The organism is Roseovarius halotolerans, assembly GCF_900172255.1.
Lineage (GTDB): Bacteria > Pseudomonadota > Alphaproteobacteria > Rhodobacterales > Rhodobacteraceae > Roseovarius > Roseovarius halotolerans.
This window is the reverse complement of record NZ_FWFU01000001.1, coordinates 409,517-424,625: the sequence shown is the minus strand read 5'-3', so window position 1 is coordinate 424,625 and position 15,109 is coordinate 409,517. Positions and strand designations below refer to the sequence as shown.

Sequence of the window (15,109 nt, the reverse complement as noted above, 5' to 3'; positions counted from 1 at the left end):
CCTCCTGACCCTCACGGGCCCTTGATTGTCATCCCGCTGTCGACTTTCAGCGTCACTCCGGTGATGCAGCGCGCATCATCCGAGACAAGGAACAAGCCGGCCTTGGCGATGTCCTGCGCGGTTGGAAGTTCGCCAATCAGTGTCTTTGAGGCGCGCGAGCGCCAGCCGTCCTCGTCGATCACCTTGGCAGTGCCGGGCGTCGCGACGGTGCCCGGTGCCAGCGCGTTCACGCGGATGCCGTGGCCGCCAAGCTCGGCCGCCTGCTGTCGCGTCAGCGCGTCGATGGCACCTTTGATCGATGTATAAACAGCGGTGTTCATAAAAGCCTGCGTCACCGTCACCGAAGACAGGTTCAGAATCGACCCGCCCCCGGCCTTGCGCATATGCGGAATGCAGGCCTGGCTGGCCCAGATCGCCCCCTTGTAGCCCACGTCGATCATCTTTGACGCAACGTCAGGGTCGAACCCTTCAAGTGGCTCGTAGTGAAAGAAGACCGCGTTGTTGACCAGGATGTCGACCCCGCCATGCGCCTTGGCGAAGGCATTGACCCCCGCGAAAACCGCCTCGCGGTCCGATACGTCACACTCCACAGCGACAAGCCCCAGATCAGGATGATCCGCGACGGCCTTGTCCAGAAGGGCCTTATCGATATCGGCAATCGCCACTTTCGCGCCTGCCATGGCGAATTCGCACGCTATCGCCAGCCCGATGCCCCCGGCGCCTCCGGTCACGAATGCCGTTTTTCCTTCCAGTCGCATCTTTCCTCCCCCAAAGCTCGATCTTTCAGTCAGGTGATTCATAACAAAATTATACGATCATACAATCCTAAATGTCTGGCAATGCTTTTTCGCTTCGGTTAAAATTGCTATATGTCCTCTTCACCCCTTGATGTGCTTGGAGTTAAATATGTCAGAAGCGGCGGCTAAGCGGGAAACGCGGCAAGACTTCCGGGTCGCGCGCGAAGCGAGTACCTTGCGCCATCAGGTGACCGAAGCGATACGCAACGCGATCGCTGCCGGCCATTACGAGGCCGGGACACGGATGCCGGAAAAAGAGCTCTGCGAGTTGACGGGCGTCAGCCGGACACTGGTGCGCGAGGCCCTGCGCCAGCTTGAAAGCGAGGGGCTTGTCCAGGTCATTCCACACAAAGGCCCCATCGTCGCGAAGATGACCGTCGAGCAGGCGGCCGGAACCTACGAAGTGCGCGAGGTTCTCGAGGCCCTGGCGGCACGTCGCTTTGCCGAATACGCCACCGACGAGCATATGAATCAGATCGAGGCCGCCTTTGAGGATGTGCGCAGAGCCTATGAATCCGGCAAGGTCGTGGATCGCCTCGAAGCCAAGAACATCTTTTACACCCGACTCGTCGAGGGCGGCGGCAACGAGGCCATCGGCCTCGCATTGCACATGATCAATTCACGCACGATGCTTCTGCGGGGCCGCTCCCTGTCCCGCGAGAACCGCTGGCAGCAAAGCCTGCTTGAACTCGAGGCACTGCTCGAGGCGCTGCGCAAGCGCGACCCCGAGGCAGCGCACCGGCTTGCCACCGAGCATGTCCGCATGGCCGCGAAAGCTGCGTTGTCCTCTTTCGACGAAGGCGCGGCCCTTAAGCGCGGCAACTAGTCTCGCGGCCTTCCATCCGACCTCCTGCACGCAAAAGTCAGAAGGCCGGATTTGCGCGCCATCCCCTCGTTCGGGTTGTGCCGCCGATGGATACGCGGGCGGACCTCCCGCAGGAGGCAGTTTACATCGGGTCATCAATCTGCAAGACAAATCAGGCGTTTTCTTCCAAGACTGGCCCTTGTCATGACCGCGAGACCTGCTCTGAACAAAGCCCTGTTGCCATTTGTCGCGATGGCCATGTGCATGCTGTTGGTATCCTGCGGCTTTACACCCGCCTATGGTGAAAAATCCGAGGCCCGCGCCGTGCTGGAGCGGATCCGGCTCGAAAACCCGCGCGATCGCAACGAATACAGGTTTCTGAAAGCCGTCGAAGCGCGCATCCCCCAATCGGCGGATCCGCTCTATGAGGTCAGATATCGCGTCCGCGCCCGCGACCGGGGCGTGCCCGTGCGCGGCGTTCCCCGACGGCAGCTTCATGGCGACGTGCGGTATCACGTCGTGGATTTGAGCAGCGGCAAGCGGGTCTTGACCGACGAGATCGAAACCTTCACCAGCTACACCGACGAGGGCGATCTGCGGATTCCCCAGAAGCTCGACGCCGAGGAACGTCTGATGCAGATCCTCGCCGACCAGTTCGTGACGCGCATGACGATCAAGAGCGCCAGGATCGCACCGCGTTCCGAGTAATCCCGCCACTGCCCTGCCGTGGCGCGCTGGCGACAGTCGGCACGCTGCATTCCGTCAGGGGCGCGAGGCAGGACTTTCGGTCTGTGCGCTGCCATGCGGCCCTGCCGCGATCAGATCGGGGATATTCTCGATTGCCAGGGGGTCGATCTGCCGGATAACGGATTTTCGGTTCTGGCTTTCGGTCACCAGCGATGTGTCACGGCGACGCTTGAAGATGATCGTATCCTTGGCCGTCCGGTGCAACCAGCCAGCGGCCAGCGTTTCGATCGCGAACTGGGAATCCTGATAGGAGAGGCCGTTGGGGATATCGCGCGAGACATACGGGATATCCAGGTGGGCCTGTCGCGGAGCCATGCAAAGGCTGTCGTAGTAATTCTCGAAATAGAAGAAAACGGGCGAGAAAATCGGGCTTTCCTGCGGCGTGACTGCCATTAGCGCCTGATCGGCATCGAATATCCAGTTGATCGCGGGATGCGCGATGACCCGTTCGCCCGCTGCCGCGCCAGCATCCAGAACCGCCGCGCCCTGCGCCAGCCAGTTCTCGCTGAACAGGTCGTCGGCGTCGAGAAACGCAACATAAGACCCGCGCGCCATCCGCACGACACGGTTGCGGGCACGGCCCAGATCCCGCTCGCTCAGGTCGATCAGCTGCCAGTCCGAATAGGCCGGGTTTGAAAGACAGGCGCGCGTGCGCGGGGTGGCCGCATCCAGAACAATGATCTTTTCGACCGAATATCCCGCGCGTTCCGCCGCTTTTACCGAGGCGTTCGCCGCGATCATGGTGACGCCCGTCACCACCGTTTCATTATGCACCGTCAAGATCAGCGAAATATCGACCTCGGGCGCCTCCGTACAGGGTGCGTCATCCGTCCCGCCGACGTCTGGCGGGGTCTCGGCTGAGCTTGGCGCGGCGATTGCGGTTGAATCATCGAGCCGGACAATGCGTTTCGCGCAATCCGGACTCAGGCTGAACCAAGCGATCAACTGATCCCGCGCGGCTGCATCGAGAACATGGATCGCGGCAAGCACTTCGAAGAACCGATAGAATTGTCGTTGGGTGAAGCTGTTGCCGGGATGGGCGGAAAAAAATGCGCTCACCTCGCACGATGCCACGAGGGCCCTGCCATAGAGGGCCATGACGCCCCAGATCATTTCGCTGTCGGCAAGGATCACACGGCCCGGATGCACCGAGCGGATGAACTCGAACAGCACGCGTTGGGCCTCGGCGTCGGTCAGCCGCGCCATATGCGGAGAAACTGCGAATATCCGCAGCGACTCGCCCTTCAGCGCCAGCGCCCGCTCGCGCGAGGTATCTATCACCAGGATCGTCTCGCCCTGCGCCCCGACCTTGTCGATCAGGGCCTGGACCTCGGCGGGATCGGCCACGTCGCTGCTCACCACCACCGTGTCGAAACGCCGCCGGCCGATGCTTTCCTGAAGGTCCAGAATCCCGTTCATCATGTTGAGAAGAACCGACCCGGTGAACGGATGAACGAGCATCGGAAGGGACGGGCTGTAAGGCGGGATCAGGGGCTCGATCTTTCGGGCCGCGTCGGCCATGTCGTGCAGGGCACCCGATGTGAGCCCGCTCACCAGGTCCTGCCGAAAGTTCTCGAGCCATTTCGTGATCGTCGCGGGGGCGCGCCCGTGATAGCGAGCGAAAGCCTCCAGCGCGGCCTGTTCGACCCGCCGTTTGCGTCGGCGCAGGATCAGCATGCGTGCCAAGGTGAACGGCAGAATCGGGAACGCGGCCAGCAGCAGCCAATTCCTCTGACGCTTCAGTTTCTTGATTTGATCCATGGTCGACTTGTTGCTTCTTGATTGCCTATCCGCACGGTGATCGTGAGGTATCAGTGTTTCTAAGCCCGACGCGAGCCCGTGGTGCCAGCTATGTTCTTGTCAGATACCCGATTGCGCGGCAACTCTCATTCGCGCTCCTGGGTTGCGGCGGCCCGCTCTGGGCGGTCGAGATGAAACAGATCACGGTAATACGCGCTGTTCGCCGCCAGATTGTCGGGCGTGTCGAAGCCCGCCAGATGACCGCCATCCAGCAGGATCGTGCGATCCACATATTGCAGGGTCGATGCGCGGTGGGTCACGAACAGGATCGTGCGGCCCGGCATGTCCTTGAGGAGGTTCTCCATGATCTTGCGTTCATTCTCCCCATCAAGCGCCGAGGTCGCCTCGTCGAAGATGAAGAGCTTGGCATCCCGGATCAGCGCGCGCGCGATACCGACCCGTTGCTTCTGTCCGCCCGAGAGCGACACGCCGTTCGGGCCGACCTCGGTGTCCAGACCTTTATCAGCGGTCTCGATCATTTCGGTCAGGGCCGCGATATGGGCAGCGCGCTCCACCTCCTCATCCGAGGCCGAAGGGCGCCCGTCGCGGATATTGTCCCGGATCGTGCCCTCAAACAGGAACACATCCTGACTGATCAGCGCGATGTAATCGCGCAGAGATTTCTCGGCGACATCGTGAAGGTTGTGCCCCCCCAGACGCACGACACCTACAGTCGGGTCGTAAAAGCGCATGACGAGGTCGATCAGCGTGGTCTTGCCCGCGCCGGACCGCCCGACGATGGCGACCCGCTCGCCGGGTTCGATCTCGAAACTGACATTGCACAGGGCCGGGGTGCGCTTCTTGTACTCAAAGCTCACATCCTCGAACACGACGCCCGGCGCGGCATCGTCAAGTTCGACATCGCCATATTCCCTCTTCTCGGGCGGCTCCGAGATCATCTCCATCATCTTCTGCGACTGGATCACGCTCTTCTGGATCTCGACCCAGACATTCGACAGCCGCTCGGCGGGCTGGTAGGCCATGATGAAGGCAATGATGAAGGCGGTGAATTCGCCGGGTGTCTTGCCGTGGGTAATGGTCTGCCAAGCGGCATAGACCACAAAGAGCGCGATCACGACGCCGCCCAGCAGTTCCATCAGCGGGACGGTGGCCTTGGTGATCTTGGCAATCTTGAAGATACGGTTTTCCAGCTTGTCCACGGCGCCGTTGAATCGCCTGATCGTCTTGTCCTGCAAACCATAGGTTTTCACGGTCTTGATGCCGGCAAAGGCCTCGGAGCCGACCTTGACGAAACCGCCTTCCAACTCGGCCTCGGCGTTGGCCATGCCGCGAATCCGGTTGGACAGGTTCGAGACCAGCAGGAAGATCAGCGGAAACAGGACGCTGCTGAACAGGGTCATCAGCGGATCCTGGATGATCATCACCGTGAACAGCCCAAGAACGGTAAGGCCCTCGGTCAGCAGCTTGTTGGACACATTGACCACGACATTGGCGCAGGCATCGCCGTAGATGCGCACCTTGTTCATCTGAACCGAGGCGTGTTCCCCGATGAAGTGGCGCACTTCCTTGTGCAGCAGCTTCTCGAAAACCATCTTCTGATAGGCCGATGCGACCGAGCGCTGGAAAATCACCGAGATGACGTCGTTGGCGTATTGGAACGCGCTCTTGCCGATCGTGACGCCCAGGATCAGCAGCGCGACCTGGATCGCCGCCGTGGCATCGCTCGCGACGAACACGTCGTTCACGATCAACCGGGTCGAATAGGCCAGCGCGGCGGTGAACCCGGCGACACCCACCATACAGAAAATGGACAGCGCAAGCAGCTTCCAGCGCGACGGCAGAGCCTCGCGCAGAAGGTGCGTTATCGTTTGCATCGGGGTCAGTTTCGCCGGTTTCATGCAGGCCTTTCGGATCGGACTCCCTACGCGGGTGACGCATAGGGATTTATCGCCCTGCGGGCAAGGCGGTTGTCGGGACCGGGTGCGGATATGGGGTCGCATCCGGGCTCAAGCAAGAATTTCATCTCCTTTGCTTGCCTTGCAAGCCCGTCGCACAGAGCGAGGGCGCATTAGCTCTTGATGAAATGCGAACTTTCTTTTCTAACAGAGGCTGCGCAAAAAATGGCACGGGGACGGAAATGGCAGATGCAAACCGGAGAGGTCTTGCAGACCTGGCTACGACCTATTGGAGCGATAAAGGCCCTTCGCGCCTGCCGTTCCACGGCTATGCATTCGTTTACGAGGCGCTTTTTTCGAACTGGCGCGAAAAGAAGCTGAACATTCTTGAGCTGGGCCTTGCGCGCACGAACGCGGATTTCCGCGGGCGCAGCGAGATCAGATCCGAGAGCATGAGTCCCTCGGTCCAAATGTGGCTCGATTACTTTCCCAACGCACATGTGACCGGCTTCGACCTGAGCGATTTCTCGACGGCGCAGAATGAACGATTCACCTTTGTGCAAGGCGACCTCGGTCGCGAGGAGGACCTTCAGAAGCTGAACGTGAAGGGCCAGCAGTTCGACATCATCATCGATGATGGGTCGCACGCAACCGTCCACCAGATGCTGACCTTCAAGGAACTATTTCCGCTCGTGCGCGATGATGGTTTCTTCATCATCGAAGACCTGTCTTCACAGCCGCAGGAAATAGAACAGGCCAATCCTGCGACACACACGATGGCCGATCTGTTGGCAGAGTATCTCCGACTGGGTTACTTTCCAGATTGCGACCCAGTTTCAGCCGACGCATTCAACGCGTTCCGGGACGAGATCAACTGCGTGATGCTTCTTCCCTATCAGCTTGTTTCGGGCAAGCCGACACAGCTTGCGGTCATCCATAAGAAATCCGGCAGTCGTTTCAGCGATTACCGGGCTAAAATTCGCTTCTTCCGCGCGCAGCCGACCGAAGATGACGTTCCTTCTCTCTTGAAACTGGAGGCCATTGATCCGGCATGTGCGTATTCCAAGAGTGAGTTGGCCCGTGTCGCTCAGCAGAAAGGGGATCTGCAACAGGCGGTCTCTCTCGCGCGCGAAGCCAGCGCATTGGAACCAGATGACCTGGATCTGGCCATCCTGCTCGCACGTCTCCTTGCGGAATCCGGTGAGTATGAGGAAGTCACCACACTTGCGCTGGAACAGATGACAATCGAACCCAAGGCGCTGGAAATGGCTCGAAACGTCATTCCAGCCTTGATCGACGGGGGTACTCTGAACGCCGCCGAAATCATCATCGACCGCATGGAACAGATCGACCCGAAATCGAGCCACGGCTTTTACCTACGCGGGCGATGCCATGAGGCGCAAGGGAATTTCGCCGAGGCGAGCGAGCGATACCAGCTGGCCTGCGAACGCCTGCCCGCAAAACTGCCCTATTTCGAAGCCTATGCACGCGCTGCCGGCAAGGCCGCGGCGCGTGGTGACATTCCCGCTCAAACGGTCACCGACACGCTCGAGCGTCTCTCCCAGACAAACGCGGCCAAGGCCAGAACCCATCTCATTGTGGCGCAGACCAATGCGAAGATCGGCCAGACAGAAGCCGCAACGCATGCCGCTCGACGGGTTCTGAACATCGATCCCGAAAACACGAAAGCGCATCAACTTCTTTCTTATCCGCCCGGAGCGCCTGATGAACCGTCTGATCGGGGTGGGCTGCTCTCCCGTCTGGGAAAGAAGATCACAGGTAAATGACGAGAGGTCTGAAACGCTACGTCAGGCTTATCGACGTTGGCGCTTCCAGGAGCTTCCATCCTGCGCTTGAGAATTCGGGTATTTCCCGAAAGCCGAAGAGGTCCCGGAAATACTCGTTGGCGATGACGCCGACATGCGCTTCCGCGCGCTCGTCGGGCGTGTAAAGCGACAGATCGTAAATGCGGCTGTAGAACTCGCTGCTGCTGAGGCTTTCCTCTTTCTCGGCAAGATTCCACGTCACGTCATCGAACGCTATAAGAGCCCCCGGGTTGAGCAGCGGAATACAGGCCATTGCGGCGGCGAAATCGACATACATCGTGTGATGACCGTCGAGATAGATGAAATCGAATTTCGCGCCTTCGCGCTTCAGCCGGATCAGGTTGTAAAGATACGTGCCGGTCGTATTCCCCACGTAACGCATGCGGTCTGGGGAGATGCCGAGGCGGTCGCGCTCGGCGGCGTGAGTGTCGCAGACCGGCTGGAAATCAAGACCGGTAAAACTGATGCCCAGCCGATCGATCGCTTCCAACCGCGACGGGCGAAGCTTGGGGCCGAGGCCGATTTCCATAAACGAGCGGATCTCGAATTGTTCGAGAATGGTCTCGATATTCTTGTTGATGTCCTTGCGCTTCACGTCTCGAGTCTCCGTTGTGCGGACGTCGCCGCGAATGCGTGTCATCGCGAGCAGGCGAAGAGACCGCTCATTCCTCGGCCCAGTTCGTCCGCTGGTGCCGATCAAGGTATTTCATAACCGCTGCCGGGTTGTTGAACCGATCCACGATGCGCGACGGATTGCGCTTCACGGCATCCGACGTCATCGGCATCGGCTCGACACCCAGAAACGCCAGCAGCTTTTCCAGCACCGGCTCCTGGCCAAGCTCGGAATAGACCATTCTGAACACACGCTCTTCCGGGATCACTTCGAGCTGCCGGTTCACCTCGTCGTCCCACTTTCCCTGAGCGTTCATGAAATGCTCAAAGTCGCGGGCGTCGAAATCAAGTTTCGCTTGGCGCACCTGTTCGCCCACCCTGACCGCGCCTTGCCCCGTCATCGCGGCGATCCGCGAGCTGGAATATGTCGCCAGCAGGTTCGGTCGCACCAGCCGGATGATCTGCATGTCAGGGCGGCGGGCGATCTGGCTCACGGGCAGGAACTGCTTGGGGAAGACCTTGAAGCCCAGCGTTCTCGCCTCGGGTGCCACAAAACTCTCAAGCTCGTCCAGAAATCGGTTGGGCTCGCTCGTGCGCTCCTCGATGGGAAGGAAGTGTGCAAATTCCTCGCCAATCAAGTCGGTGACCCTGTAGCCGTCCCGGAAAACTTCCCCATAGCAGGCAATCTGCGGATGGGATTGTAACAGCGAAACGAAATGGTTCGTTCCTGAACGCTGCTTACTGACGATCATGAAACGCTTCATGATAATTCCTCATCTGGCGCCACAAAGCGGGCTGCGCCCGTACATCTGGAAAACTCAACGCGCTACTGATACCAAAAGCAGCAGACGGCGCAAGCGAACAGTCGCGTCTGAAGCCTCGTTTCCCTCGATATGTCCGCGAAGAATCCACAACGGCAGATAGATTACGGGACCACAAATTTGCCCCCCACGGTCTTTCTTCTCGATGCCGATTGCCTTAAGGCACACACAGGTTTGTAGTTCATTCAGGGACAGTGTGCAGTGCAAGAAGACGATTTCAAGGTCACACCTTTTCCCGATCTCTCGGGGTGTAGGGTCGAGAGTCAGGTGCAGCGCCGTTTGCGGGTCTGCATCGTCACCGAGGAAATCTTCGGCCCGGTGCGCAATGGCGGTATCAGCTCCACCTACATGTATCTTGCCAAGATGCTCGCCAAGGCCGGGCATGATGTCAGCGTGCTCTACCTGAAGGGACGCGCATCCGAGGATCACTCGATCGATCACTGGATCGCCTGGTATGCCGAGGCGGGCGTTACCTTGGTTCCCCTGCCCGATCCGGAATGGAACTGCTCGGGCGCTATGTGGCAGTTCCGGCACTACGCCGCTTATCACTGGCTCAAGTCTCAGCCGGATTTCGACATCGTCCACACCTCGGAATGGCGCGGCGGCTGTTATTACGCGCTGCTTGCCAAGCGCCAGGGCCTCGCCTTCCAGAACACGATCTTCCTCGTCAAGACATCCTCGCCGCATGTCTGGAACCGGCATTACCAGATGCAATTCCTGACCGATCCTCAGGCCTTCAAAGTCATGTATCCCGAACAGATGTGCGTCGAAAACGGCGACATAGTCATCGGCGGCAGCGCGCATCTTCTGCGCTTCATGGAGCAGGTCGGATATACGCTGCCCGAGGGGCGCGTGTTCGTTCAGCCCAACGTGATCGAACTGGCGCATCTGGATGTCGAGGACAAGCGCCCTCCCGTCGAACCCGGCGACATTGTTCAATGTGACGAACTGGCGTTCTTCGGTCGGATCGAGACCCGCAAGGGGCTCGAGGTATTTTGCGAGGCGCTGGATTACCTCGTTGCGCGCGGGACGGTCCCCTCCAAGGTCAGCTTCCTCGGCAAGCCAGGTGCGCTGCTATCGAACCCGGATATGAACAGCCTGCAGTATCTCGAGCAACGTGCCGCCCGCTGGCCCTTCGAGGTCGAGATCCATACCGGTTTCAACCAATTGCAGGTGATCAGCTATCTGACCGAGAAAAACCGCATCGCCGTCATGCCCTCGCTGATCGAGAACTCCACGATGGCGGTCTATGAAGCGCTGATCTACAAGGTGCCGTTCATCGCCTCCAATGCCGGCGGCACACCCGAACTGGTAGCCCCCGAACATCACGACGAGACCCTTGTTCCCGCGCGCCCCCGCGAACTCGCGAACGGGCTGGAACGCGCGCTGCGCGATGGCGCGCGCGTCGGCAGATGCAGCTTCGACAATACCGAGAACCTGCGCGTCTGGAACGCCTTTCACGAATTCCTCGCCGCCCGCTTCGAGACAGCGACCGCACCCGAGATCATCGAGGAAATGCGCTATGCCGGCACGCCCCGCCGCGCCACGTCGCCGCGCCTCAGCATCTGCCTGCTGCATCGCGGCCCGACTGACATCGCGCAGACTATAATCGATACCCTGGCTGGCGAGGCCGCGGATCGCCCCGATCAGATCGTTCTGGCGGTGCATGAACACGCCGAAAGCACCGAGGCCTTTGCCGAAATCAAGGCAGCCCTCACCGCGCCCGAAGGCGTCGCATTGGACGTGGTCAGCGCGAATGAACGCACCTTGGGCGAGGCATTCAACCTTGCGCGCCAACATGCCACCGGCGACGCGCTGGTCTTTGCGCGCACCGACATCCATACGCCCTATCCGCAAACCGCCAAGGTTTTCCGTAGCGCGTTCGCGCAGTCGGACGCATCGGTCTTCACCTGCTTTTACGACACGCTCGGCCAGACAAGCCTGGAGCGCATCCATCAGATCTGCATCGGCGCAGACATGGCGGCGGGCTTCTATGATCGCACCACGATGGGCAGCACCATGATCGCCGTCCGCGCGGATCTGTTCGACGAGAGGGGTGGTTTCATCGACATTTTCGGCGTTGACGGGGTTGAGCACAATTTTGTCTTCAGCGCGATCAATGCCGGTACCGGGGTCGAGATCATTCCCGAACACCTGGTGCTGGAGAAGCCCGACATGGACAGCCTGTCGCTCAATCAGGCGAGCGCCCAATACCTGGTCGCGCGCGATCTGATCCAGTCGCCGTCCTACCCGCTTCGCCGCCTGCTTCTGGCAAGCAAGAGCAACCAGGGGCAGGTCTCGGTCTCCTCGAATGTCGGTTCGCTCTATCAGCTTACGCTCTCGGCGCTTCCGTCCCGTATCCGAAGTGAAGACGCTCTTGACGCTGCGTTTCAGAAAAAGGAGCGCTGGGGACGGATTCTGGTGCAGCGCCCCTTGGCTTTCGAGGAATGGATGGCGGTGCGCCGCCTCAATCGCCTAGACTGGCAACACGCCGCCAGACCGACCTCGGAAACGCTGCTGCTCAAGGCCCTCCCGGCAGAGATTCGCACGTTCGAATGCGTCGAGAAGATCATCAACAGCGATGTCACCTGGACCGACATCCTGAAAAAGAACCCGCTCAACCTGACCTACGCGGCTGCCGTCAAACGGCTCCAGAGAACGCATCGCAATGCGAACCGCTGACAAGGCGCAAGTCGATGGGGCCGGCGTCTAACCGGCCGCTTCGATCACGTCGCCGTTGTGAATCTCGATCGCGGGAAACTGGTCGAACCGGGTTTCACTATCGTCTGACTCGTGCTTGCGGATATAGAGATTTTGCACCGGCACGGTATCGATCGTGGCCTCCTCGGAACGTACCCCAACGCCATAAAGCATCTGGCGAATGCCGCGAAACGCGCGGCGCGGGGGTTGCACGATCCAATGGGTCTTGTCGATCACGTCGATGACGGCTGAAATCTCGATCTGCCAGCCATTCTGCTGAAAATAGGCCGACAACCATTCAGGACCCGGCTGATAAAATCCGTGCTGCATCCAGTTGTTCGCAGGCGAAAGATGCACAAGGCAGCCCCCCGGACGCACGAAGGATGCTGCATGCTGAAGCGCATGCGAGATGTGAAAGACATGCTCCAGCGTACCGCCGGTAAACACCATGTCGTATTGCCCCAGCAGATGCGCGGGCGCCTCGGGCTGGTTCAGGTCGAAAATATGATCCGACCCTTCGTAATCTGAGACATCGAGGCTTTGCACGTCATCGAAACCTAGCGCCTCAAACACGTCGGTTTGCGTCAGGTCCTTGCGAAGGTCACGCTGCCCCAGCATCTCCGCCAATCTGGCAGAGCTGAACATCACGGTCTGCTCACCCAGCGTTAGCACCCGTCCCTTGCGCCGCGGCAGGCGCCGGAAAAGCTCGATGATGTTCGGATTCAACGCCACTGCGGGTCACTCAGCAACGCGCGGCAAAGGCCCCTGCCCTCGCCGCGCGTCACGATCAATTCCACTTGGAGATACAAGGGATCTTGTTGCGATCGCAATTGTCGGCGTATTTGCGCGCAATCTCGGTAACTTCGTCCAGAAGCCCAGCTTCCAGCGTGATCGGCTCGAGCCCAAGGCCCAGGAACCGGTCGTTGGCGACGTGCAAATCGTTCTCGTCGGCCTCGTTGCGCGGATTCTCGACAAACGCGATCTCGGCGCCGGTCTGATCGGCGATCATCTTGGCCAGGTCGCGCACACGGTGCGTTTCGGTCATCTGGTTGAGGATGTTCACGCGCTCGCCCTTCTGCGGCGGATTGGTCAGCGCGAGCTCGATGCAGCGGCACGTGTCCTGAAGGTGGATGAAGGCGCGGGTCTGTCCGCCCGTGCCATGCACGGTCAGCGGATAGTCGACGGCGGCCTGCATCAGGAAGCGGTTCAGAACGGTGCCGTAATCGCCGTCATAGTCGAACCGGTTGATCAGACGCTCGTCCATCTTGGTCTCGTCGGTCTGCGTGCCCCAGACGATACCCTGATGAAGGTCGGTGATCCGGACCTTGTCGTTCTTGTTATAGAAATGGAAGAACAGCTGATCCTGGGTTTTGGTCATGTGATAGATCGAACCCGGATTGGCGGGATACAGGATCTCGGTCTTGTGCGGGCCGTTCGGCGTGTCGACCTGGACCTCGAGATACCCTTCGGGAATCTGCATGCCGGCGGTGCCGTAACCGTAAACACCCATCGTGCCAAGATGGATGAGATGCGTATCGACCCCACTTTCCACGATGGCGGCAAGCACGTCATTGGTCGCATTGAGGTTGTTGTTGACCGTATAGCGCTTGTGCGCGGCGGATTTCATCGAATAGGGCGCGGCGCGCTGTTCGGCGAAATGGATGATCGCGTCCGGCTGTTCCTCGCGGATCATGGTCATCATGCGATGGTAGTTCTCGCCCACGGTGAAGGTCTCGACCCGGATTTCCTCACCTGTCAGTTCCTTCCAAGCGGCGATCCGCTCGCCCAGGGGCCGGATCGGCGTCAGCGAGGAGACCTCGAGCTCGATATCGATATTGCGGCGCGAGAGATTGTCCACGATGATAATCTCATGGCCCTTCTTGGACAGGTGCAAGGCGGTCGGCCAGCCGCAAAACCCGTCGCCCCCCAGAACGATAACCTTCATCGAGAAACTCCTTCACAGTTTTGTTAACGGCTCTGCTAGAAGAGCTTCTACATGAAGTCAATCGCACCCACCGTCGTCTTGGCGGAATGCAACCGATGCACGACGAATTCAACCCCGAACGCTCGATTCCTGTGCTGAATTGAGCGCGAAATGTCACACAATTCCTGCAATTCACGGCGCGCTGCGGCAATCCGCCAGCTTTGGCCCTTTATTCGCGAGGCCTCGCGTCGTATGGGGGCGCAACAAGTAAACGGAGGGACAGATGCGGATACTCGTGACCGGCGGCTGCGGCTTTGTCGGTGTGAACCTGAGCCATTACCTCAAGTCGTCGGGCTACAACGTACGCGTGTTCGACAACATGCGGCTTGGCAGCCCGGCTCATCTCGAAGGGCTGGACGTGGAGATCATCGAAGGCGACATGCGCGACAGGTCCGCCGTGGAACGCGCGGTCGATGGCGTGGACGCGGTGGTCCACCTGGCCGCCGATACGCGGGTGATCCCCTCGATCGAGGATCCGCAGTTCAACTTCGACAACAACGTTATCGGCACCTTCAACCTGATCGAGGCGATGCGCGCGGCTGGTGTCACGCGGCTGGTGAACGCCTCCACGGGCGGGGCGATCCTGGGCGATGTGCCCCCGCCGGTGCATGAAGGCATGGTGCCGGAACCCATCTCCCCCTATGGCGCCTCGAAACTGGCCTGCGAAGGCTATCTATCAGCCTATGCCGGCAGCTACGGCATGCAGGCCGCCTCGCTGCGCTTCACCAATGTCTACGGGCCGCGCTCGTTTCACAAGGGTAGCGTCGTGGCGCATTTCATGAAGCAGATCCTGAAGCAGGATGACCTGGTCGTCTACGGCGATGGCAGCCAGGCGCGCGACTACATCTATGTCGACGACCTTTGCAAAGGCATCATGGAATGCATCACGCGCGGCGCCGCCGGCGTGATCCAGCTTGGCACAGGCATTCCGACACCGCTCAATGACCTGATCGCGGTGCTTCGCGACGTCGCCGGGGCCGACGGCATCACCTTCAACGTGCGCTACGAAGATTGGCGCCCCGGCGAAATCCGCGACACCTATGGCCTGATCGACAAGGCAAATGCGGTGCTGGACTTCGCCCCCGAAGTGAAGCTGGACGAGGGTGTTGCCCGGACCTGGGCATGGTTTCGCGAGCGGTATCAGCAGGGCGACTGAACTCA

At 59.9% G+C, this 15,109-nt stretch carries 12 protein-coding genes; 5 read left to right on the top strand and 7 right to left on the bottom strand.

Going from position 1 to position 15,109, the window contains the following annotated elements; genetic code table 11:
• Positions 1 to 11: 11 nt before the first annotated feature.
• The gene (locus tag ROH8110_RS02030) at positions 12 to 758 is read right to left on the bottom strand and encodes an SDR family NAD(P)-dependent oxidoreductase (protein WP_085816111.1); all 747 of its coding nucleotides are present in this window, start codon (positions 756 to 758) and stop codon (positions 12 to 14) included.
• A gap of 226 nt (positions 759 to 984) precedes the next feature.
• Here ROH8110_RS02030 and ROH8110_RS02025 point away from each other — a divergent pair, with 226 nt between their 5' ends.
• Both ROH8110_RS02025 and ROH8110_RS02020 read left to right on the top strand, forming a co-directional pair.
• A complete protein-coding gene (locus tag ROH8110_RS02025) occupies positions 985 to 1,623 on the top strand; it encodes a GntR family transcriptional regulator (protein WP_211330741.1) in 639 nt (212 codons plus the stop codon).
• Between the two features lie 237 nt (positions 1,624 to 1,860).
• Positions 1,861 to 2,310 (top strand): hypothetical protein, encoded by a 450-nt coding sequence (locus ROH8110_RS02020; protein ID WP_147430603.1) that lies wholly within the window; start codon positions 1,861 to 1,863, stop codon positions 2,308 to 2,310.
• 54 nt (positions 2,311 to 2,364) lie between these two features.
• Here the strand turns inward: ROH8110_RS02020 and ROH8110_RS02015 are convergent, their stop codons facing one another.
• Both ROH8110_RS02015 and ROH8110_RS02010 read right to left on the bottom strand, forming a co-directional pair.
• Complete coding sequence (locus tag ROH8110_RS02015) at positions 2,365 to 4,110, bottom strand: glycosyltransferase family 2 protein (protein WP_085816108.1); 1,746 nt, start codon at positions 4,108 to 4,110, stop codon at positions 2,365 to 2,367.
• A gap of 125 nt (positions 4,111 to 4,235) precedes the next feature.
• Positions 4,236 to 5,984 (bottom strand): ABC transporter ATP-binding protein, encoded by a 1,749-nt coding sequence (locus ROH8110_RS02010; protein ID WP_176236577.1) that lies wholly within the window; start codon positions 5,982 to 5,984, stop codon positions 4,236 to 4,238.
• Positions 5,985 to 6,247: 263 nt separating this feature from the next.
• On the opposite strand from ROH8110_RS02010, the gene ROH8110_RS02005 reads away from it, so the two are divergent.
• A complete protein-coding gene (locus tag ROH8110_RS02005) occupies positions 6,248 to 7,792 on the top strand; it encodes a tetratricopeptide repeat protein (RefSeq protein ID WP_085816106.1) in 1,545 nt (514 codons plus the stop codon).
• 16 nt (positions 7,793 to 7,808) lie between these two features.
• Here ROH8110_RS02005 and ROH8110_RS02000 read toward each other — a convergent pair whose 3' ends face one another.
• Entirely contained in the window at positions 7,809 to 8,426 is a 618-nt protein-coding gene (locus tag ROH8110_RS02000) for a class I SAM-dependent methyltransferase (RefSeq protein WP_085816105.1), read from the bottom strand.
• A gap of 67 nt (positions 8,427 to 8,493) precedes the next feature.
• The gene (locus tag ROH8110_RS01995; RefSeq protein WP_085816104.1) at positions 8,494 to 9,207 is read right to left on the bottom strand and encodes a sulfotransferase; all 714 of its coding nucleotides are present in this window, start codon (positions 9,205 to 9,207) and stop codon (positions 8,494 to 8,496) included.
• 258 nt (positions 9,208 to 9,465) lie between these two features.
• Here ROH8110_RS01995 and ROH8110_RS01990 point away from each other — a divergent pair, with 258 nt between their 5' ends.
• Positions 9,466 to 11,946: a glycosyltransferase family 4 protein gene (locus ROH8110_RS01990; protein ID WP_139837373.1), complete on the top strand. Its 2,481-nt coding sequence runs from the start codon at positions 9,466 to 9,468 to the stop codon at positions 11,944 to 11,946.
• 27 nt (positions 11,947 to 11,973) lie between these two features.
• On the opposite strand, the gene ROH8110_RS01985 is transcribed toward ROH8110_RS01990, so the two are convergent.
• Positions 11,974 to 12,696 carry a class I SAM-dependent methyltransferase gene (locus ROH8110_RS01985; protein ID WP_139837372.1) on the bottom strand — a complete coding sequence of 241 codons (723 nt, stop codon included), beginning with the start codon at positions 12,694 to 12,696 and terminating at the stop codon, positions 11,974 to 11,976.
• Between the two features lie 55 nt (positions 12,697 to 12,751).
• Complete coding sequence (locus ROH8110_RS01980; protein ID WP_085816101.1) at positions 12,752 to 13,909, bottom strand: NAD-dependent epimerase/dehydratase family protein; 1,158 nt, start codon at positions 13,907 to 13,909, stop codon at positions 12,752 to 12,754.
• A 262-nt stretch (positions 13,910 to 14,171) separates the two neighbouring features.
• On the opposite strand from ROH8110_RS01980, the gene ROH8110_RS01975 reads away from it, so the two are divergent.
• Complete coding sequence (locus ROH8110_RS01975; RefSeq protein ID WP_085816100.1) at positions 14,172 to 15,104, top strand: NAD-dependent epimerase/dehydratase family protein; 933 nt, start codon at positions 14,172 to 14,174, stop codon at positions 15,102 to 15,104.
• Positions 15,105 to 15,109 lie beyond the last annotated feature (5 nt).

What these genes read in the sequence shown, in the direction of transcription:
- ROH8110_RS01980 (WP_085816101.1), bottom strand. Translation starts at nt 13,909, where the DNA reads ATGAAGGTTATCGTTCTGGGGGGCGACGGGTTTTGCGGCTGGCCGACC.
- ROH8110_RS01995 (WP_085816104.1), bottom strand. Translation starts at nt 9,207, where the DNA reads ATGAAGCGTTTCATGATCGTCAGTAAGCAGCGTTCAGGAACGAACCAT.
- ROH8110_RS02010 (WP_176236577.1), bottom strand. Translation starts at nt 5,984, where the DNA reads ATGCAAACGATAACGCACCTTCTGCGCGAGGCTCTGCCGTCGCGCTGG.
- ROH8110_RS02015 (WP_085816108.1), bottom strand. Translation starts at nt 4,110, where the DNA reads ATGGATCAAATCAAGAAACTGAAGCGTCAGAGGAATTGGCTGCTGCTG.
- ROH8110_RS02005 (WP_085816106.1), top strand. Translation starts at nt 6,248, where the DNA reads ATGGCAGATGCAAACCGGAGAGGTCTTGCAGACCTGGCTACGACCTAT.
- ROH8110_RS01975 (WP_085816100.1), top strand. Translation starts at nt 14,172, where the DNA reads ATGCGGATACTCGTGACCGGCGGCTGCGGCTTTGTCGGTGTGAACCTG.
- ROH8110_RS02030 (WP_085816111.1), bottom strand. Translation starts at nt 758, where the DNA reads ATGCGACTGGAAGGAAAAACGGCATTCGTGACCGGAGGCGCCGGGGGC.
- ROH8110_RS02020 (WP_147430603.1), top strand. Translation starts at nt 1,861, where the DNA reads ATGTGCATGCTGTTGGTATCCTGCGGCTTTACACCCGCCTATGGTGAA.